This window comes from Endozoicomonas euniceicola (genome assembly GCF_025562755.1).
Taxonomy (GTDB): domain Bacteria; phylum Pseudomonadota; class Gammaproteobacteria; order Pseudomonadales; family Endozoicomonadaceae; genus Endozoicomonas_A; species Endozoicomonas_A euniceicola.
Map to the genome: position 1 here is coordinate 5246889 of NZ_CP103300.1, position 20612 is coordinate 5267500.

Consider the following 20612-nt stretch of genomic DNA (forward strand, 5'->3'; position numbering starts at 1 on the left):
GGCCACAGCAGTATTGAAATTTTCCTACAATGATCAGTCCAATTCGTATCAGAATAACCATTCTAAAAGTGGTGTCCATGAAAGAGTTATTATTGCTTGCGCTGGTATTGCTGCTGCCTTGTGCCCATGCTGCCGATTTCGTTGACGAGACCTATGATGAAAGTCGTATTTTGCTTGATGAATGCCTGAATGATCGTTTCGGTATTCCATCCGGCCCCTATATAAGCCAGCGGTGCGGGGATGACGCAGACTGTATTCGCGAAAACTTCGATTATGATCCTGAGCTGGATGAGTTGAGCTATCATCCAAATACTTCCTATTTTCGTGTTATTAAAAGCTTTGTGGGTAATATATGCAAACTAAAGAAGCAGGGATTCGAACTAAATTTGAGCACCAAGTTTCACTTATTGGGAGCGTCTTATCCAGATGCCTACATCAGGTTCATTGGTGTAAATGGCAAGGAGGTCAGAATTTTGTCCGGGGATGGAGCCATCGCCGAAAATGAGAGAACACCGATAGAGCGCTGGATCATGAAAAAAGAGAATCATTTCCAGCAAACCTGTAGAAACATTCGTTATTATCCTTCTCAGGATATGCTGACAGCGAATTGCTACAGTGCTTCGTACCATATAGCCTGGGATGGGGTGCGTAAAGTCCCGAAAGTGATTTCCAACACAGCTATTCCCTACATAAGCCTGTACAATGACAACAATAATTTACTGGTGAATAATGACGGAATGCTCAGAGCAACCCTTATCGATAACAATCCTCTTTTTACCACCCGTAAACACGCTAGAATCAAGGGATTATGCAATGCGCGGAATGCGGAGCATAAACATATTGATGGTTATGAAGTCTGTGATTCCAAAAAGAAAATACCTGTTCATAACTGCGATGTTGAGGAATCAGTCTACGATGGAGTTTTCGATACGTTTTTTGTAAGATGTCGCGGCCACAAACGGGTGTATCATTTGCAAAATGCAAAAATCTGTCTGGATCAGGATTACGAAATTCACTTCATACAGCAAATCAAAGCGAACCCCCTGGGTATGGGAGTCTATGTAGCTTGGGAAGGCTTGTTTTGCAGAGTCAATAAACCAAAATTCCGTGAACGATATGGTTTATAGCATCAGTAAATAGAATGGATGAACGTGTTGACAAGCTCAGAAAACCAAAAGAACCTGAGCCTTTTCGATCTAAGCAGTGATAAAGGTGCGTTTTCAATTGGACCAGGGTTTATAGCGGCTGATGAAACTGAAATAAAGGCGCTATTTTGCCCAAAAGAATTGTGTACAGCAGATCGACCTGGCCTCGCCATAAGTTGTGACTTCTAACTATTTGTAGTTTTGTAGCAAATACGAAATTTTCACTCAAAAAGGTAAAGTTGGTAGCCTCATCAATTTTCTGTTGACGTATGGCGTCACCGCCCGGGTCCGGATGAAAACCAAGCTTGAGATAAAACCCGAAAACATCCGAGAGCGGGTTTACTATGTACAGATGCCTGCCACCATTGGCCTGAACCTCGCGAGTGGCGATGAATACAAGCAAGGTTCCTAATGACATACTGCGATAGGATGGCAATACTGACATTAAACTCATCCCATACGCCCCTTTCGTATAGACCAGCTCATCCCGATCATCGTCCAGAAAGTCACCGAATTTGTGTTTAATGACCACATATCCCACCACCTTCCCGCCATTCTCTTCGAACAGCTGAAAGATAAGACGGTTATCTTCCCTTGAACGACTGCATTTAAGGGTATTTGCGGACTGTCTGTGTGTGAATTTTGTGCCTTGAGGCATTCCGATGCATTCAAAAGGCATGACTGTGCTCCCGGACATCAACTGAAAAAAGCCGGGGGAATCATACGCTCTCCGTTGCCCACTGTCCGCTGCTGTTTAATGGCTGTATGAACAGCTAATAGCCAGAAGCTAAAAGCTAAAAACCTGGCAATCTTTCTGATTGCTAACACCTTATGAATTCGAATCCCGTTTGCGTCTTATACTCCAGCGGCAGTTAGCAGAAAACTGGCTGCTCAGGTATTCCGCCTGTTCAGGAAGGATTCTGCGACTGTTGACCATGGCAAGGTATTCCGCAGCGTTGGGACGATAGGGCAGGGCGAGCAATGACATGTCCACTTCTTCAAGCAGATGGTTACTTTTGTGCTGGTTACAGCGCCTGCAGGCAGCCACGACGTTCATCCAGTCGTCTTTTCCACCTCGCGAGGTAGGAACAATATGGTCCCGGGTCAGCAGGGATCGGCGGAAATATTTACCGCAATAAAGGCATTGGTAATTATCGCGTTCAAACAGGGAAACATTGGTTAATGCAGGATTGTTACGGAAAGGAAATAAACGACGACCGCCGCAGGCGACAATACTGGGCACCTCAATCACTGTCGGGTTATCGTGCCATCGGTTGCGTCCGCCCCTGACCCGATAAATGATATCGCCCAGGCTCCAGACGACCAGTTCCCTTGAATACAGACAGACGGTCTGTTGCCAGGTCAGCCATTGAACTGGCTGGCCCGCAGTGTTCAGGCGCAGAATATACAAAACAGGACCCCCGCTTATCAGTCCCTGATAAAGGTCAACCTCTTTATGTTCACCGAATAAGCGGGCTGTCGGCAAGTGTTTATTTCAATGCAGCGTTTTTTGGCAGTTGTTGGCACTGCTTTGCCATTGCCAGCTGTGCCTGAATACGCAGCTGATTAGCCGACAGAGTTCTGTTATCACTAAAGGTCTGCAACTGTTGTATACCGTTGGCTGAACACTCGTTTAGCAGGTTGCTGATCAGCTGATCGAGCATTGGTGATGATCGCTTAGGCTGGTTGTTCAGCAGGGCGGTGAGAATGCTGTGTCGCAGCGCTGGCACCAGAGCGTATTGCGAGGCTGGGAACAGAACCTTGCTGACAGCTTCTGCTTCCAGCCAGGGCAGACTCTCGAGTCGATTAAGCCACTGGCTTTTAACCAGCGTGTCGGGTCGACTGGCGTCAGCCATCTGATACATTCTGAGAGTGTCGGGAGAGTGATGTTTCTGATACTCACGGCGTGCCAGGTCCCAGCTGTTTTTGCCGGCTTTTCCTGAGAAAGTATTCAGGCGAATAATGATCTGCCAGCGTCTGTCCGGGGTTAGCTGTAAACCACTGATCTCCCGGCGACCTTCCAGCAGGTGTTTTAACTGCATGGCGCTGTCATCGGTATGGGCAATATGGAGGTAGTAGTCAAACCAGAGGTTTTGCAGAGGGCCGCCCGGCTCAGCGATATTCAGTTGTTGCCATGCCAGTTGTTCCAGGGTCAGCAGCCAGTGGCTGCTGACGGTTTGTACCGCCGGATTGGCAGACTTCAGCCGCAACAGCTGGTCACTCAATCGTTTCAGTTCGGTCAGCTGGTTTTTCAGTCGCCAGACACTGGTTTCATTCGGTAGTCTGGCCGTCGCGTAGGTGATGGCGGACTGGACACTGACCGGTGGTTGATAGAGGTGACCATCGATTAACGTCTGCATTAAAGGTTCGCTGAATGATTCTTTAAGGATCGTTTGCAGAGCTTGCTCATCAAGCTGTACCCGCAGATAGCCCTTGTCATCAACATTGGGGTAAACAAAATCCGGGCAGGGTTGTTGTCCGGGAATATCAACCTCCGTGGACTTGCCCTCAACAACAACAGGCAGTGTCCGGTAGCGCTGAAGAGTGGTGTGCCTGCTTTTAAACAGCCCTACATGAATCCGCTGGGAGCGTTTTCCGGGTTTTCGCTGGTCAATCTGAAGGCTGCTCAGTCGGCCTTTTTTACATTGATACGAGGTAGAAACGGTCTGTACACCCGTGGTATCAAGCCAGTGTTTTTCCCAGTTTTTTAGAGACTGACCCGATGCGTTTTGTATCAGCTCAAAGAACGTCTGTGCCCTGGTGCTGTTGTCTGCGTAGTGTTGCAGCATTTGCTGTAAAGCCTGACGAAAGGCATCGTCTCCCACCTGGTGGTGGAGTAATTGCAGGACGGCAGCGGCTTTGCTGGCGGTAATATCGTTGTTACGGGCAGCCAGAATATTACTGTCTTCAGGGTGGCGCAGGGGTTGTGCCGCTGGCAGCTGATCATAAAAATACGCGGCCTGTTTCACCTGATTGTGGAACATAGACCAGCTTTCGCTGCTCTTTTCGCCGCTATCTGTTTTGGAGAAAGTATCCGTTTCGGAACGAGCCAAAGCTATATAGGAAAGGTATCTGGCCAGACCGTCCAGCAGCCACTGGTCATTCCACCAGTCCATACTGACGCTGCCACCCAACCAGCTGTGAGCCAGATGTTCGAGCAGTCGCTGATGGATTTCTGGCTGCCCGGCTGAGTATTGCGGCAGCAGGTATTTTTCATTCAGTACAACACTGGCTGAAGACATTTCAGCGTTCAGGGTTTTGACGGGTAGTGCAACAATATCGTATTTAAAGAAGGGGTAAGGCTGGTCAAGGTATTGCTGATAAAAGACTCTGGCGTTATCAACCGTTGTAAAAAGGTGTTTGGGGTTCGATTTATTGAGTGACTCATCAATCGACTGGCGTAACAGCAGACGAATGGGCAGTTTTCCCTGCTCATAGCGCAGGGTTTTGAAAGGCCCCGCCTGAAGAGAGAATGAGCTGGGGCTGACAGGTCGGGTTTCCGGAAAATACCACCAGCGTTCGGGGCCGCCGCCACCAACAGCCTGCCGTTCCTGAGTCTGGGTGATGACCTGCCACTGGGCAGGCGCTTTAACGGTGAGCCTGAAGCTGGCTTTGATATCGGGCTGGTCAAACAGTGGCAGTATCTGGCTGGAGGCGTAGACGCCAGACTGGCTGTAGAGATAGTGGCTGTTGTCTTCAGGATCAGTGAATTTTGTCAGCCCGGTATTGCTGATACTGTTGCTGTCGCTGTAGTGGTGAGTGAATTCAATTTCAATGGTGTTGTCACCGGTTTGCAGGCTCTTGTGTGGCAGGGTGAGGAACTGACCATTGTAATCCGGTGCCAGGTTCTTGCTGTTGACCAGCAGGCGGTGAATCTGCCCTTGTTGGAAATCCATCGTCAGAGGCTTGTCCGCCTTATGCAGTTCCAGCTGAATGGCTATTCGACCCGAGTACTCTGAAGCTTCGCTGTCAGCGATATCCAGATAGACGTCATAACTGGCCTGTCTGATCATGGCTTTGCGTTGCTCAGCCTGTGTCCGGGTCAGTAAGGGCGCTGAGGTTGTTGCCGGAACCTTTCGGGCGTGTTGCTCGGGGCGGTCGGACGACTGGCACCCTGTCAGCCCGGTTAGCAGTGCAGCACTGATGAGGAGGGTTAAACAATACCTGAGCATTCATTTCACCTGTAACGTATTGGCGACCCGGAAGCCTTTTAAAGCACAAAACAAAAGAGATAAGGATAGACCAGCTTATACAAAGCTGAGTGATTATTTCTTTCCATCCGTTACTGAATTCCAGGTTGGATGGCTGTGTTTTTCTGTATTATTGGCTAAATGCCTGTAAATCAAGTAAATTAGTCCGGTTCAGATCAACGAAAATATGTGGGGTTGTCTGTTTCAGCGCCTTGTGTCTCTGTTGATAATGTTTTTCCAATTAATGTAGATGGTGGTTATTCATGCTTTATACCGATGGCAACCGACTGATGAACCAGGCTGACAAGTTCAACCGTGGTTTTGAGCGCAAGAAAACCGCCAAACTGGGTACCGAAAAGAACCCGGCCAGTGTAGTGGTTCAGACTGAAGAACGCTTTAAGGAAATGGAGGCTGTTTTCAGCGAAAACGGCTGGTTTGTGGACATTGAGCTGAACGAAGAGAAGGAAGAAAATCTGGTCGACCTGGATGTTTTGATGAACACGCCTAAAACCACCGTTGTTGAAAAAACACCGGGCCGTAACGATCCGTGCATCTGTGGCAGCGGTAAGAAATTCAAGAAGTGCTGCGGCTGATGAAGTGCTGCGGCTGATGAAGTGCTGCGGCTGATGAAGTGCTGTTGCTGATTCAGGCCGGGTCATCCAGCCTGAATCAGAATCAGGAAAAACTTACCTTTGCCGCCTTAACCCATGGATAGCGGCTGTCACCAAAATCTACCACGTCTTTTGAAACAGCCACAATACTTCTGAGAATGGTGGCCATATTGCCGGACACCATGGTTTCAGCCAGTGGAAACTGTATTTGTCCGTCTTTGACGTAGTAACTGTTTTTGGCAATTCCTGAAAAATCCCCTTTGTCAGCCGGCGCGCCGCCTGACAGATGACCCAGAATAACACCTTCCTGAGTACTGGCGATGATATCAGTCAGTGCCTGCTTACCAGGTTCCAGCACCATGCACCCGCCTTCGTTGACGGCTTTTTTCAGGCCGGTTTTGCGGGCACCGTAATCTGTCAGCAGAAAGCTTTCCAGTACACCGTTATTCAGCAGAGTCAGGTTATCGGCTTTAAAACCGTCGCTGGTGAATGGGTAACCGTTGGGCATGGTACTGTCCAGTGGCAGGCTTTTAAGGGTAAGGCAAGGGCTTGTTACCGTTTCATGCAGCTTGTCTTTATATAAGGATATGTTGGCAATCAGGGGAGCGTCTGTCACAGAACCCACCAGAAAACCAATAAAGTCATCCATAGCGTCTGGAGTGATAATCAGGTCACCGGTAAATTTTTCTGGCAGAAGCTGCGCCTGAAGTTCAGCTTCCGAACTTCGAAGTAGCTGCTCAATGGAACCAAACTGGTGAAAGGGCTTATCAAGAGTGAAGGTCGTGAACCCGGTAGAGTTCAGGGAGGTAATGTCATGGCCGCTTTTGGCGTTAAACAACAGGCAACCATTATAGTTACCTCTGGTTTCGGTAAAGTCGATGCCGTTGCTGTTGACCATTCTGGAATGAATGCGGGTGTAATCCAGTGAGCATTCAGTCATGACAATATTGGGGTGATTTTGCTTCAGATGCGTCAGGAATGCTGTAAGGCTGTCGTACATTGCCTCAAGGTCAGCCTGTTGCGGGCCTGTGGAAAAAACACCCGAGGGTTGTGCTGGTGCAATAGTGTAAGCGTCGTCTGCTTCAGAGCCTTTTGCCATCAGCAGGAGCTCCGCAACAGCTGCATCTATGCTGCTATTACGCAGGTCATTAATGGACAGTGAGGCTTTCTTCTGGTCAATAATGCCGCTCAGGTACAGTTCTCTGTCGCTACCACTGCGCAGCAGGGTTATGACTCCGTTTTCAACATTGAGTTCCTGCTTGTAGTCGCTGGACAGGGAACACTGGGTTTTCTCAAAGCCAGCCAGTCGCAGCTGCTCCATGGCATAGCTCAGGGTATTGCTTTGGGTGTCTCCCAGGTGATTGGAAGGCTGACTCATGGACACCTCAGGCAGAAGGTTGATGGGCTGTTAATGGTCATCTGGACTATTCTCCGCCAATATGGACTTTGCACTTAATGGCCGGACCACCGCAGGCGACAGGTATATTCTGTTTTTTGCCACAATAGCCAGAGCATTCCCAGTGCAGGTCATCGGACACCATCGTGACGGTGTTCAATACGTCAAACGCCATGCCGGAGATGGTGGTGTCCTGAATAGCGCGACCCAGTTTACCGTTTTTGATTTCGTAACCAAGGGTAATGCCGAACATAAACTCGGCTGTAGCATCTGCTTCGCCGTTATTGCTTTTTATCAGGTAATAACCGTCGTCTATTGAGGCGATCATTGTTTCCAGCCTATCGTGGCCGGGTAAAATAGCCGTGTTACGCATACGGATTAACGGCTCATCAAAGTATTTGAAGGCCCGGGCATTGCCTGACGGCGGTTGTTTCAGCTGTGCAGCGCTGTAGCGATTGTGCATAAAGCTTGTCAGCCTGCCCTGATCAATCAGTACAGTATCTTCTGGTTCACAACCTTCATCATCAATAAAGACCGGCACAGGCAGGGTTTCACCATTGTAGGAGTGGGCAAAGTCCACCATGCTGACCAGTGGGCTGACCACCATTTTGCCTTGCAGTTCTGCTGCTACCGACCCGGCCAGCACCAGGTCGGCTTCTACGGGGTGACCAATAGCCTCGTGAGCCAGCAGTCCGGACAGTTCCGAATCCAGAATCACTTCTTTATATCCGGCGCTCGCGGGAACCGCCTCTTTTTTATCCAGAAGTTGCTGGTAGATCTTATCAATGTCGGCGTACAGGTTGGATGGTTCAGTGAGAACATCCTTATACTCCCCGCAGTCACTGACAATATGCGTCAATTCCACGGGTTCCTGCTGATCGTTGTTGGTTATCAGACAGATATAAAGAATGGTTCTGGGGATACGGGTAAAACCCTGTGAGCCTGTACTGGTGTGAATCCGTTTGCTGATGGTTTCAAGGTGCAGGCGAATGATACGACTTTCAAGGCCGGAACAGTTTTCCTGAATATAATGATCGATGGTTTTCAGGAAAGCCAGCTTCTGCTCCAACGGGGCAGCTGGTTGCTGACTGGATAAATCTTTGCTCACAGAGAATGAGCTGTCTGGTAGGCGCACACTCTGCCTCCCCTGTTGACGAGCTAGAAAGGCAGCGTTATTCCCTGCTTCCTGTAACGCCTGCTCAATTGAACGGTCATTGATTTCAGGCAGTGAAGCAAACCCCCACTGTCCCTGGTCACACACTCTGGCTGAAACGCCGCTGACGGTTTCAACAGAGTTACTGGTGACATCGGCATTCATGAGTTGCAATATTTGTCGGGTGTTTTCCTGAAGGCGCAGTTCGGTATAAAGCGACTGGGTTGTCAGATCTGGAATAGGTTGGTCTTTGACGGTCATTGCCCCGTAATCCTGAGGGAAGATTCCATTTAACGATTCATCCATTATAACGTTAATCGCAGTTGGTGTTATTGCTAAAACAAAGAGTGGCTGAAATAAAGTGCGGCTGAAGCAAAGAGTGGTTGAAGCGAGGCGTTTACGGTAATGCCTCACTCAAGGTCTGGTAATCCCCTTGCAAGTTTTTCCTGAAAAGTATCGAAGTCATCGACGGATTGGCTATCGCTAATCGTTTCACTGCTTTGCATTACCGTGGTTGTCTCTATTGGCCCGGTTAATTGAGTAACCACTTGAATCGGTACTTTTGTTTCAGTGTTTGGTGGCTGAATATAGCTTACGCTGATTGTACTGGAGTCTGTGCTAAAAGAATGTGTTGTTGTTGTGACTGTACCAGCAGGCTCTTCATGGGACTCTGTTGTAACGGCAGTAGTCGGTTTTGGGTGAAATTTTTGCATGTGCTTTTTGAGAGAGCTTTTTCGTGAGAAAGTCTTTTCACAGATTGAACAAACATGTGGCGGATTATGGGTTTGCATGTGGTTTCCGAGGGTACTGGCCTGGGCAAAAGTTTGTTCGCAGCTAGGGCAACTATATGGGTGTTCCTCTGTATGGGTTCGCAGGTGCTCTTTGAGATGGTAGTTTCTTTGAAAACCTGCTCCACAGACGTTACAGCGATGTTGCTTTTTACCTCTATTAATATGGGTTTGCATGTGCCTGGTGAGCTCGCTTTGGATTGGGAAAGGCTTATTGCACACTTCGCATCTAATAAAGTTTGGCATACGAAACCTCTTTTTTGCTGCTTTTAATGTTCTGGACTGCACCAAATCATATCGTTGCTTCTGCAAATTGCTGGATAAACCCAAACTGCTTGCTGGCTATATAAAATATAAATTCTTCGACTATTCTTACCCAGCCTTGCTATCTCCTTATATCTTTATCGTCTGCTATTGTCGGTAAAGTCTCATGTAAAAGGAGTGGAGCGGAAGGGCTTATATCGGGAAATACACTGTAAATTATAGTGTTTCCTGTATTGTTTGGTATTCCGGTGATTGCTGTAGATGTCAGGGCTGGGGTGGCTCATTCTCTGCAATATTTGCTATGATCCGCTGAGCATCCGAAGCCTTTAGCTGGCTTTTTGAGGGGACAATAACAAATCGATTTATGGACAATCATCATGGCAAGCAGTAATGCACGTCGTCAGCTGTTTATCTCTCTGGCTGTTCTGGCACTATGCAGTGGCATTGGCTTTGGCCTGACCAGGTTGGTTAACCCGCCTGAAGAAGAGAAAAAAACAGCCACCATTCCTTTGATTGAGTCTCGTTTACTGAGTACTGAATCCGTCCGGTTTTCAATTCACAGCCAGGGCGTTGTTCATCCATCTATTCAAACGACATTAGTCGCTCAGGTATCCGGACTGATTACAGAAGTTGCCCCGGTGTTTGTCAGTGGTGGTGTTTTTCAGAAAGGCGACCTGTTGGTCAGAATTGACGACAGTGATTATCGGGTAGCGGTACGTCAGGCTGAAGCCACTCTGGCCGCCAGCGAAGCCCGGCTGACCGAAGAAGAGGCCCGGTCAAAGGCTGAGAAGCAGAGCTGGTTACGCAGTGGTCGTAAGCTGGGTGATGCGCCTGAGTTGTTATTGAGGGAACCTTATGTGGCTGAAGCCCGGGCGCAGGTCAAGGCGGCAGGGGCACAACTGGACAAAGCCAGAAGGGATCTGGAACGAACGGTTATTCGTGCGCCTTATGACGGTATGGTTCGGGAGCGTACTGTTAATATTGGTCAGTTTCTGAGTACCGGCGCACAGCTGGGCATGGTGTTTTCTGTTGAATTCTCTGAGGTGCGGCTGCCATTAAGACCGGCGGATCTTGCCTTTATCGAACTGCCTGCCGCCGGACGTCAGGTGTCTTCTGATATTCAGGTTATCCTGAGCCAGTCCCTGGGCGGACGATTAGTCAGTTGGGAAGCAGAACTGGCAAGGGTGGAAGGTACCGTCGATGAGACGAGCCGTATGCACTATGTGGTGGTACGGGTGGCTGATCCTTATGCATTGAACTCTGAGGCAAACGTCAGCTCTGGCAATCAGCTGGCCTCTCAGAATGTTGAACCATTGAAAGCAGGTAGTTTTGTTACCGCCCATTTGCAGGGGGAAGAGGTAGAAGGGCTGTTTCGTATTCCCCGGCGTGCGGTTTATGCCGATGGAAAAATTCTGGTGGTTGATGAGAACAACAGTTTGCGTTACCGGCAGGTGCAGCCGGTTTATGCGGATGAGAACACGGTTTATGTGGCTGAAGGGCTGGTTGAAGGTGAACGCTTATGCCTGACTCCACTGACTAACCCTGTCGAGGGTATGAAAGTTCGTTTGGCAGACGACGGTGACGTTGCTTCCGGATTCAACAGCTAAGGCAGGTGGCAGGATGTCCCAGAACACTCTTCAGAGCACTCTTCAGAGCACTCCCCAGAACGAAGATAACAGCGCCAACAGGAAAGGTGTGATTGCCTGGTTTGCCAATAACCCTGTGGCGGCTAACCTGCTGATGATCAGTATTATTGCTGCCGGGTTGCTGGGCGTATTTACGATCAAGAAAACAATATTTCCGGATTTTGCCGCCGATACCATCCAGGTTTCAATCACTTACCCTGGCGCCGGTGCCGACGATATTGAGCAAAGCGTTCTTCTGAAAGTAGAAGAAGCGGTTCGGAATCTGTCCGGTATCAAAAAAGTGGTCAGTACCACCTGGGAAGGTCTGGGGCGTGTCCGTATAGAGGTGGAAACCGGATTTGATCTGGATACGCTGTATAACGATGTCAAAGTGGCAGTAGAAGGCCTAACCACTTTACCGGTAAAGGCAGAGACCCCGATTGTTACCAAAATCGAACCTGAAAATCGTGTATTGCTGGTGACGGTGTCGGGAGACATAGACCGACTGTCGTTGCAGCGAACAGCGCAGTCTTTACAGGAAGCATTACTGACTCTGCCTACGGTTACCAAAACCCGCTTATTAGGTGAAGATGATCTGGAGATATCCATCCAGCTGTCGGAGTCTGCACTGCGAAAATACGGTTTGACCTTTGATGAGGTCTCAAGGGCTTTGCAAGGGGCTTCCATTGATGTAGCAGGCGGTTCCATTAAAACCCGTGATGGCGATATTTCCGTAAAAACCCGGGGGCAGGCGTATACCGGATTTGACTTTGCTGACTTTGTCGTGCGAACGAATGCAGACGGTAGTCGTCTTTATTTGCGGGATATTGCTGAAATACACGACGGGTTTGTTGAGGATGAGGGTATTGTCCGTTTCAATGGCAGGGGCGCGATTACCATCAGTGTCATCTCTGAAGGGGATATCAGTTCCCTGCAAACCTCCAGAGATGTACGTCAGTTTCTAACCGGGTATCAGAGTCAGCTACCGGTGGGGGTAGAAGCACAGGCCTGGGGGGACGGTGCCTATTATCTGAAAAGCCGGCTGAGCATGATGATGGAAAATATGCTGAGTGGCGGGATTCTGGTGTTTCTGTTATTAACCCTGTTTCTGCGTATGCGCATTGCCTTCTGGGTCGTGGTAGGAATTCCGGTCTGCTTTCTGGGGGCTATCTGGCTGATGCCCAATCCCATTATGCCAGTTTCCATCAATATGCTGAGCCTGTTTGGGTTTATCCTGGTGCTTGGGGTGGTGGTGGATGATGCCATTATTATGGGCGAGAGCGCCTATACCAGCATTTCACGCTACGGCCATACTACTGACAATGTTGTTGCCGGTGTCCGGCGGGTTGTGGTACCTGCCACCTTTGGTGTGTTGACGACAATGGCAGCCTTTCTGCCCGTGTTGTTTATCACCGGGCAGGCATCGCCATTCTTTCATGCCATCGGGCTGGTGGTGATTCTGTGCCTTTTCTTTTCGCTGGTGGAATCAAAGCTGATATTGCCCGCACACCTTGCCCACATGCGCAAGATGGAGGCAGGGAAGCCACCTGCTAACAAACTGGCGAGGCTTCAGGCCAGGGTTGACCGGGGGCTGCAAGGGTTTGTCAGCACGGTTTATCAGCCATTGATGGAAAAGGCACTGCGTAATCGTTATGTCACTCTCAGTGTGTTTGTCGGGATTATGATTATTACCGTCAGTGTATTGGTCAGTCCGATTATTCGTTTTGTTTTCTTCCCGAAAATTCCCAGTGACATGATCGAAGTGACGCTGAATATGCATGCCGGTGTGCCCATTGCGGACAGGAACGACACCCTGGTACGCCTGGAGCAGGCGGCGATGCGTGTGGACGAACGCTACCGGCAGGAGAACGGGGGGGAAGCCCTTGTGGAAAGCATTATGCTCTGGTCGAGAGGCGATGATGAAGGCGTCATTCTTGCCGAGCTGAGTAAGGCTGAAAATCGTTCTGTTGAAGTAGACGATGTGGCTGGCTTATGGCGCAATGAAACAGGTTCAATACCTGGCGTGCAGAAGCTGGATTTTTCTACGGAGCGTCATGCCGGTGGTTCCAAGCCGGTTTATTTCCGTCTGAGCAGTAATGATAACGTTCAGTTGCAGCAGGCAGCGGCAGAACTGGAAGCGCAGTTGACATCATACGACGGCGTTTATGATGTTGAAAATACGACAGAGTCTGCCATTGATGAAGTCATTCTGGATATTCTTCCGGGCGCCCAGGCGCTGGGGCTGGACCTTGCCAGCCTGGGTAATCAGGTGCGGCAGGGTTTTTATGGTCAGGAAGTCCAGAAAATTCAGCGTGGCCGTGAAGAAGTGAAGGTTATTCTGCGCTACCCAAGGGAAGACCGGGATAATTTAACCGACCTGGACCGGGTGCGCATCCGAACGGCAGATGGCAACGAAATCCCCTTTTACCAGGTGGCGACCATTAAGCCGGGACAGGGTACCAGTTATATCCGCCGTACCAATGGCAAGCGGGCTCTGGCTGTGTCCGCCAATGTTGATGTAAAACGTATTGAGCCTGATGCGGTCATTAAGGATATCAGGGAGAATTTCCTGCCGGAGCTTTATGCCCGTTATCCGGATGTGACCAGTGGACTGGATGGTGCCAGTCTGGAACAGAAACAAACTGTGGAGCAGCTGACGGTTCTGGGTTCTATGGCGTTGTTGATGATCTATGCGCTGATCGCTATTCCCCTGCGCTCTTATATGCAGCCGGTCATTATTATGGCCATTATTCCATTTGGGTTGGTGGGCGCGCTGATCGGGCATTTATTGTTGGGAAAATCTTTCAGTCTGATGTCGGTATTTGGCCTCATTGCCTTGGCGGGTGTACTGGTGAATGACAGTCTGATTCTTGTGGATTTTATTAATAAGGCAAAAGCGGCAGGCAAAGGACTTTATGAGGCGGCGGTTTTTGCGGGGTGTGAACGTTTCAGAGCGATTATCCTGACATCGCTGACCACTTTTCTGGGGCTGGTGCCGATTACCATGGAAAAGAGCCTTCAGGCTCAGGCGGTATCTCCTATGGCTATTTCTCTTGGGTTCGGGATACTGTTTGCGACAGCCATTACTCTGATACTGACTCCAACCCTGTATGTGGTCATTGCTGAGCTGGGACAGGGCTGTCGCCGGCTCTGGCATGGGGACGGGGAGTCAGAGCCTCTGGGGGATTAGTGGGTCAGGGGAGTAGGCGAGTCAGCTTCCCGCAAGGCAAAATCAGTAAAGGTAAAGGCAAAGCATAAAAATCAGCCCCGGGGCAAAGAAGCCGATCAGGGCTCCGGACTCCCGGTCTCCCCACTTTCTTTCAGAGAATTCTCCGACCATATAAGTGGCAAGTGTCCAGATGCCAAGGCAGATAATAACGATTATCCAGCCGGTGAGCGTCATATTTTCCAGCATTTGATGAAGATTAAACATTACAACCTCATATGTTTTATTGTTAGGACGGGTTCCTGAGATCAGGATAGTCGCAGTTCTGAAAATTGCCTGATCATTCTTTAGAGGTTCTGGAGGGAGGTTAGTTCCGGCAAAGGGCTGGATTGATGTCAGAAGTGCTGACTGTATTGTTATGAATCAGAGAAATTTACCTGACAGGACAATCTTTCACCCATAGGTTCCAGCTTGCCAGGGTTTCTATTCTCTCCTGAATGCTCTTCACAAAGTCACCCTCCCTGTGCCCCGGCAATATGATGGGGCTGCTTAAAGCACACTCCGGCGGGCGCTGCCTGGTAGGTGACGGTGCGGTGACAGAAGTAGCCTGATTGTGGCAAAAGCAATAAGAATTCAAAACAGCGAATGAGTAGAAGAGTATTGTGAAGCTCAATACTCTGCAAAGAAAAGAGCTTCACTGGATTTAAGATTTAGCTTTTAAGGGCGCCCTCTTTAGATGGGGGCATTCAGGTATGGGCTCTATACAATTTACTCAACATGAAGGTTGTCCATCTGTCTATTGAGTTCACCATGATCTTTCATCTCTGTGAACAGAGTAACAGTAGGTACATGATTACTAAAATAAACTTCTGTCGTTAACACTTTTTCTCCCTTTTTATTTATATAACCAAAAACAGGAAAGTAAGCACCTATGTCTGTACATGAATGATCATTTACACTATACCTTAGCTCAAAACAATACCTTAATTTATCTTTTTTTATTTCTTCCAGTATTTGTAATGCTGATGTACGAGTACCTTTACCACCTTCACTTAGATCCTCTATGAAGTGGGTTATAAATTGTGTCAAAATAATTCTGGTAAGACTAGAGTCTTTTGGTGAGCTTTGATGCTTTTTAACGATAATTCTTACTATCTTTTCAATTTCTTGATTTTTGATTTTCACAGATGAATCCTCCTTAGATTTTCCACCATTTTCCATTTCTTCTTCTTTATTTGGTCTCGCTGAGAATTTAGTACCTCCTTTTCGCTTTAAGTCATTATAAATACGCATTGCTGATTCGGTTAACAATTCAAGGTTACTCTCATCAATTTTTTCATGACCAGTGGTCGCTTTGATTATATTTTCAACATATTCACGGGATTCTTTTTCAAATTTGTTATGGCATGTTTCACACAATACCTTATTGCTTTTTTCTCTCTTAGAGTTTGATGGCAGTGTATCAGACGATATAGGACGTTTGCACTCTGGGCAGTGTATCTGGGAAGTGCCTTCTGTCAAATCATGGGGGGCATCAGAGTCCCTGTGCCTATCATCATCACCGTCATCGTCCCGGCCACTTCCGCCATTGCCACTTCCGCCATTGTCACCTCCCCGGGAGGATTGTCCACTGGCCTGTTCCTGGTTGGATGATCCTGAGGGAGTATCACCCTGCTGACTGGCGGAATCCGGGCTACCTGCCTGATTATTGCCTCCTGGGGTTTGTCTTCCGATTCTGCTTCTGGCTGTTTTCAGGTCAGGCTGGGCTGGCATTGGCGGGAATAAATCGGAATGGTACCGATGATGTTCATACTGCTGTATTTCTTCAGAATCCCGCTGTAGGGTTTTCAGAATAAGTTCCGCAATGTTGCTATATACTTCTGTCGAGTCACTCGTGAGTTGAGTGGAAAAATATTCTATATCAACTTCAATGAGAGTTATTCTGTTGTTCAGTATTGTCGCCAGCTGATTGTTTCCTTGGTCTATAGCAATTTGAGCCCGATTTCTTAGAATGTCCAGTACTTTTAGCCGTTGTTGTAACAGTTTGTTGGATACGGCAGGTTCGGAGAGTTGCTCACCATCCATAACATAAAAAAACGAATAACGAGGGTTATTCATTTGTCTGTCACCGTCGTCGTCTTCACCTGCATTTGAGTTATCTGTTTCTTCTGTCGAGACTTCCTCTTCGTCATCACCTGCGTTTGAGTCAGCTATTTCTTCTGTCGAGATTTGTTCTTCTTCGTCATCAAGCAGCGTGTTATATAAGCTATGGAGTGCTCGAATAGTCATCTCATTTAATTGTTCTTGCTTATTTTTTACTAAATCTTTGGAAGGTATAACCACGACTCTGAGCTGTTGATCGGAAGTGGACAGATATATGAAACTTTTTTTAGATTTAGAGTCGATATTGCTGGTATTTTCGTCAAGAGTTTTCATATGTGTTATTAACTGTTGCCACTGTAGCTCTAGTTGATTTTCTGAGGTGCCAAGATCGGGAGGTATAAGATATTTTTTAATTAAGTCAGTATTAAGTGGTTTTATTATAGAGGGTTTATGATAATAAGAACCTGACATTATGCTCCCATCACTTTCTACCAGCTTCGGTATTTTGTATTGTGAAAATAAAAGGGCGACAGGCTGGCTGATTGAATTAATCGATATGGGAATGAATTTAATACCCCAAAGCTTTTTAGTCGCTGTATTTTTTTCTGGTAATGCATCTGAGAGATAATCAGAAGCTGGTAAGAAGCAAATAGTGTCTGAAGATAATGATCGCAAATAAATTAAGTCAGTTTTGTTATAAGCATCATAATGTTGGCAATTAATTTTACTCCCGTAAGCAGATAGGGAATTGATAAAAAAGATAAGGAATAATGACGTCGCTTTTACAAATAAAATGGCATTTTTAATTGCTATGTTATTCACTGGATCACCTATGCAACTAAGAAAAAGACAGACAACTATTTAGCATCTAAAGATTATTAAGTACTCAGGGCTATAAGCACAGTTCTGAAAATATTATGACTGCTACCCAGCGATAAAACATAGCTTGTTTCCCTTTATATGTGCGACTTTATTAATGAAGTTCTTTTGATTTTTGGCAGTGGCACAAAAAGGCAGCCTTACTGGGCTGCCTTTGTGTTTTCAATCCTTACATAATCGGGTAGGTATAACTTCCCTGAATGCCCAAAGGTAAGCCTATTGCCCAGTACAGCAGCAGGAAGATTGTCCAGACCACTGTCAGGGACAGAGAGTAAGGCATCATCAGGGACGCCAGGGTGCCAATGCCTGCACTCTTAACATAACGCTGGCAGTAAACCACGATCAGTGGGAAGAAGACCATCAGAGGAGAAATGATATTCGATACCGAATCGCCCAGGCGATAGGCAGCTTGTGCCAGTTCTGGAGAGAGACCTACCGCCATCAGCATTGGAATCAGAATCGGTCCCATCAGCGCCCACTTGGCGGAGGCCGAGCCAATCACCAAATTAACAACAGCTGTCAAAAGAATCATGCCGACGATTGTTACCTGCCCTGGGAGATTCAGCGCATGCAACACTTCGGCACCACTCAAAGCCAGCACCGTTCCCAGGTTAGACTGACCAAAAGCTGCGAGAAACTGAGCACAGAAAAATGCCATTACCATATAGGAACCCATGCCGGACATGGTTTTACCGATGGCATCGATGATGTCTTTGGATTTTTTGAAGACACCAGAAGCCAGACCATAAACAATGCCCGGCAGAATAAATATCAGGAAAATCAGGGGGACAATGGATTGCATCAGTGGTGAAGCCAGGGAAGTCAGTTCGCCGTCAGCAGAACGCATCGGGGAAGATTCTGGCAGCACAAAAGCACAGAGCAGACCAAGACCTGCCAACATGGACAGACCCGCCATTCGGAACGCACGGCTTTCAATCTGGCTAACTGAACCCATGTCTTCTACAGGTTCAGAATCTTCATCAATGGGCATGTGGGTGTTCAGGCGAGGTTCAACAATACGCTCAGTAACAAACCAGATCACGATGGTCACGAGAATGCCGGATGCGGCTGCAAAGAACCAGTTGCACAGTGGGTTTACCAGGTAGTCAGGATCGAACAGCTGGGCAGCGGACTGGGTAAAGCCTTGTAGCAGAGGATCGGTCGGTGTCGGAACAAAGCTGGCCGCAAAACCGCCGGAGACTCCGGCAAATGCCGCAACAACCCCGGCCAGGGGGTGGCGGCCAGCAGCATGAAAAATAATGCCTCCCAGGGGAATAACCAGTACGTAACCTGCGTCAGCAGCCAGGTGGGAAAAAATGGCGACCACCACCAGGGCAGGTGTCAGCAGTGACTTTGGAGTGACTGCCAGCATCTTTTTCAGACCGGTGTTGATAAAGCCGGACTGTTCCGACACGCCAACCCCCATCATGGCAACCAGTACGATTCCCAGCGGGGCAAAACCGGTGAAGTTACCCACCATCGACGACAGGAATGCCGCTAAAGCATCACCGGTTAACAGGTTGTTGACTGCAATGGCTTCGCCAGTGGTCGGATGAATCATATCAAAGCTGACAGTGGACAGCAGGGCGGACAGAATCCATACCAGAATGGTTCCGTACAGGAACATCAGGGATGGGTCAGGCAGCTTGTTACCAGCCCGCTCTACTCCATTGAGGAAACGGTCCATCAATGTTGGGCGGCCTTCAGCTGCGGACAAAGGGGGGGATTGCTGAATCATAATATCTCAGAAAATTAACACGAAGTTGGGGGGCGAACTTTAACGATAACGGATGTCTACATAAAGCGACCTGCATCAATAAAATTAAATTAATGTTTAAATAAAATGCAAATGAGTGGTTTAGGCAGGTGCTTTTGCCCCAATATTACAGTTGTTTTGTGCTGATTCGCATCAATGACTGGAGACGGATAATAACAAAGCCGACATCTGAGTGTCGGCTTCAGGGTTGGCAAACAGGCTATGGCTTTACTCTTCGTGACCTGTTTTACCGTTTTTTATTTCGCGCAGTTTCCTCATAAATTCAGGCTCACCTGCGGATTCAGGTGTTACCTGATTTGCCTGACTGTCATCAGCTTTGCGTTTGAGGTTTTTTCTTGCGCTGGTCAGCAGTTCTGGGCTGATGACCATCCCATCAGAAGAGGCCGTTGTTTGCTCTGGTGACTTTTGCTCAGGAGGTAAGCTCGTTTTTTTGAGTTTAACGGCTCTCAGTTCTTCCGTCAGAGAGGATGGTTTGAGTTCTTCAGAAGATGAGACTGTTGCAGCTTCATTCATCTGCTTAATGACCTCTTCCTGTTCTGGCTTGTCTATCTGCTGGGTTTTAGTTGTCAGATTTCTTTTCAGGCGTTTTTCAACCTCTTTCACTTCCAGAAGTTTTTCAGCGTCATTAACCAGATCTGTAATTTGCTGCTTGAGCGCCTTCATTTTATTCTTCAGCTCTGTTCGTTTTGGAGAGGCGGCACCCTCGCCTTCTTTCAGCTGCGCCAGTTGATCAACTTTATTGTTCCATTCGGTAAGTTGCTGATGGAGGTTGGCCAGCAGATTCGGTTCTTCAGTTGCAGCAGTTTTTACATTATCGACTAAGACTGCTTCATTTTTTATGTCGTTAAGTAAAGCTGGAGGAAGCTTCTCAAAGTTTGTACCGGTAACAAATCTTTTCAACTTTCCAAAGAGGTGTGCAAATTTCTCTGCGATAGCGCTTCTTTTACGCGGCTGTCGGTCTATCTCAGTACTGGCGTTTTCGGTAGCAGAATCGGAAGCCTCTGCTTCTTTTTGAGCAGCTGGGTTATTTTCTGAAGTTGCTGTCTTATCGCTTTCTGGTGCAGGTGTTGCCACCTGTGCAGGTTCTGCACTCTTCAAGGGGGGAGGCGGGGGTGGTGCTGGTATTGAGCTGTCTTGATCCGCAGTGTTTGGATTGCCTATGTTTCTTTCGCTGAGAGGCGTTTCTTTTTGAGGAGATGCGTCAGTCTTTTGTTCCTTCAGAAGAAGTGTTTTGTCAACTTCGTTAGATGTGACGCTACTGTTTTTCATAACGCCAGCACGTGGAGGCTTGGGTATTGGGTTTGCGCCTGCTGGTATGCCTGTGTTTTGTGGGCCCTGTGAACCACCAACTCCCTGTGTCATAACTAAAGTCCTGCTTTACGCCTTGTTGCTAAATACTATAGCAGTCAGAAGTACGGGTATAAGGTGCTGTACGGGGCTGATATTTCCCGTCAAACTGTTGGCTGTTTTCTAATGAGTTTGTTTGCTGATGTCTTACTCCCAGCCCGAGGTTCG

The 20612-nt window shown here is 47.9% G+C and carries 15 protein-coding genes (1 of these 15 only partly in view); 5 read left to right on the top strand and 10 right to left on the bottom strand.

Features of this window, described 5'->3' with window-relative positions; genetic code table 11:
- Positions 1 to 77: 77 nt before the first annotated feature.
- Entirely contained in the window at positions 78 to 1127 is a 1050-nt protein-coding gene (locus NX720_RS21290) for a hypothetical protein (protein WP_262597327.1), read from the top strand.
- Positions 1128 to 1236: 109 nt separating this feature from the next.
- On the opposite strand, the gene NX720_RS21295 is transcribed toward NX720_RS21290, so the two are convergent.
- The 3 genes from NX720_RS21295 to NX720_RS21305 form a co-directional block, all read right to left on the bottom strand.
- A complete protein-coding gene (locus NX720_RS21295; RefSeq protein ID WP_262597329.1) occupies positions 1237 to 1824 on the bottom strand; it encodes a GNAT family N-acetyltransferase in 588 nt (195 codons plus the stop codon).
- A gap of 150 nt (positions 1825 to 1974) precedes the next feature.
- On the bottom strand, positions 1975 to 2631 hold the full coding sequence (locus NX720_RS21300; RefSeq protein ID WP_262597330.1) for an HNH endonuclease: 657 nt from the start codon (positions 2629 to 2631) through the stop codon (positions 1975 to 1977).
- Positions 2632 to 2635: 4 nt separating this feature from the next.
- On the bottom strand, positions 2636 to 5317 hold the full coding sequence (locus NX720_RS21305; RefSeq protein ID WP_262597331.1) for a M1 family metallopeptidase: 2682 nt from the start codon (positions 5315 to 5317) through the stop codon (positions 2636 to 2638).
- 281 nt (positions 5318 to 5598) lie between these two features.
- On the opposite strand from NX720_RS21305, the gene NX720_RS21310 reads away from it, so the two are divergent.
- A complete protein-coding gene (locus NX720_RS21310) occupies positions 5599 to 5928 on the top strand; it encodes a PBPRA1643 family SWIM/SEC-C metal-binding motif protein (protein WP_262597332.1) in 330 nt (109 codons plus the stop codon).
- Between the two features lie 82 nt (positions 5929 to 6010).
- On the opposite strand, the gene NX720_RS21315 is transcribed toward NX720_RS21310, so the two are convergent.
- From NX720_RS21315 to NX720_RS27295, 3 genes are all read right to left on the bottom strand, one after another.
- Positions 6011 to 7324 (bottom strand): TldD/PmbA family protein, encoded by a 1314-nt coding sequence (locus NX720_RS21315; protein ID WP_262597333.1) that lies wholly within the window; start codon positions 7322 to 7324, stop codon positions 6011 to 6013.
- A 46-nt stretch (positions 7325 to 7370) separates the two neighbouring features.
- On the bottom strand, positions 7371 to 8801 hold the full coding sequence (locus tag NX720_RS21320) for a TldD/PmbA family protein (RefSeq protein ID WP_262597334.1): 1431 nt from the start codon (positions 8799 to 8801) through the stop codon (positions 7371 to 7373).
- Between the two features lie 104 nt (positions 8802 to 8905).
- Positions 8906 to 9529, bottom strand: a complete 624-nt coding sequence (locus tag NX720_RS27295; protein ID WP_404831015.1) for a C2H2-type zinc finger protein — start codon at positions 9527 to 9529, stop codon at positions 8906 to 8908.
- A 395-nt stretch (positions 9530 to 9924) separates the two neighbouring features.
- Between NX720_RS27295 and NX720_RS21330 the strand changes: the two genes are divergently transcribed.
- Both NX720_RS21330 and NX720_RS21335 read left to right on the top strand, forming a co-directional pair.
- Complete coding sequence (locus tag NX720_RS21330; RefSeq protein ID WP_262597337.1) at positions 9925 to 11154, top strand: efflux RND transporter periplasmic adaptor subunit; 1230 nt, start codon at positions 9925 to 9927, stop codon at positions 11152 to 11154.
- A 13-nt stretch (positions 11155 to 11167) separates the two neighbouring features.
- Complete coding sequence (locus NX720_RS21335) at positions 11168 to 14362, top strand: efflux RND transporter permease subunit (protein ID WP_262597339.1); 3195 nt, start codon at positions 11168 to 11170, stop codon at positions 14360 to 14362.
- A 42-nt stretch (positions 14363 to 14404) separates the two neighbouring features.
- Here the strand turns inward: NX720_RS21335 and NX720_RS21340 are convergent, their stop codons facing one another.
- The 4 genes from NX720_RS21340 to NX720_RS21355 all read right to left on the bottom strand — a co-directional run bounded on the left by NX720_RS21340 (position 14405) and on the right by NX720_RS21355 (position 20459).
- Positions 14405 to 14605, bottom strand: coding sequence for a hypothetical protein (locus NX720_RS21340; protein ID WP_262597341.1), 201 nt, complete (start codon positions 14603 to 14605; stop codon positions 14405 to 14407).
- Positions 14606 to 15106: 501 nt separating this feature from the next.
- Complete coding sequence (locus NX720_RS21345; RefSeq protein WP_262597343.1) at positions 15107 to 17263, bottom strand: hypothetical protein; 2157 nt, start codon at positions 17261 to 17263, stop codon at positions 15107 to 15109.
- A 226-nt stretch (positions 17264 to 17489) separates the two neighbouring features.
- Entirely contained in the window at positions 17490 to 19037 is a 1548-nt protein-coding gene (locus NX720_RS21350; protein WP_262597345.1) for an AbgT family transporter, read from the bottom strand.
- Positions 19038 to 19304: 267 nt separating this feature from the next.
- The gene (locus NX720_RS21355) at positions 19305 to 20459 is read right to left on the bottom strand and encodes a hypothetical protein (protein ID WP_262597347.1); all 1155 of its coding nucleotides are present in this window, start codon (positions 20457 to 20459) and stop codon (positions 19305 to 19307) included.
- A 121-nt stretch (positions 20460 to 20580) separates the two neighbouring features.
- Between NX720_RS21355 and NX720_RS21360 the strand changes: the two genes are divergently transcribed.
- Positions 20581 to 20612, top strand: the start of a protein-coding gene (locus NX720_RS21360) for a radical SAM protein (protein WP_262597349.1). Its footprint extends 1087 nt past the window's final position; the window shows 32 of its 1119 coding nt (coding positions 1-32); the start codon lies at positions 20581 to 20583; its stop codon lies beyond the right edge, outside the window.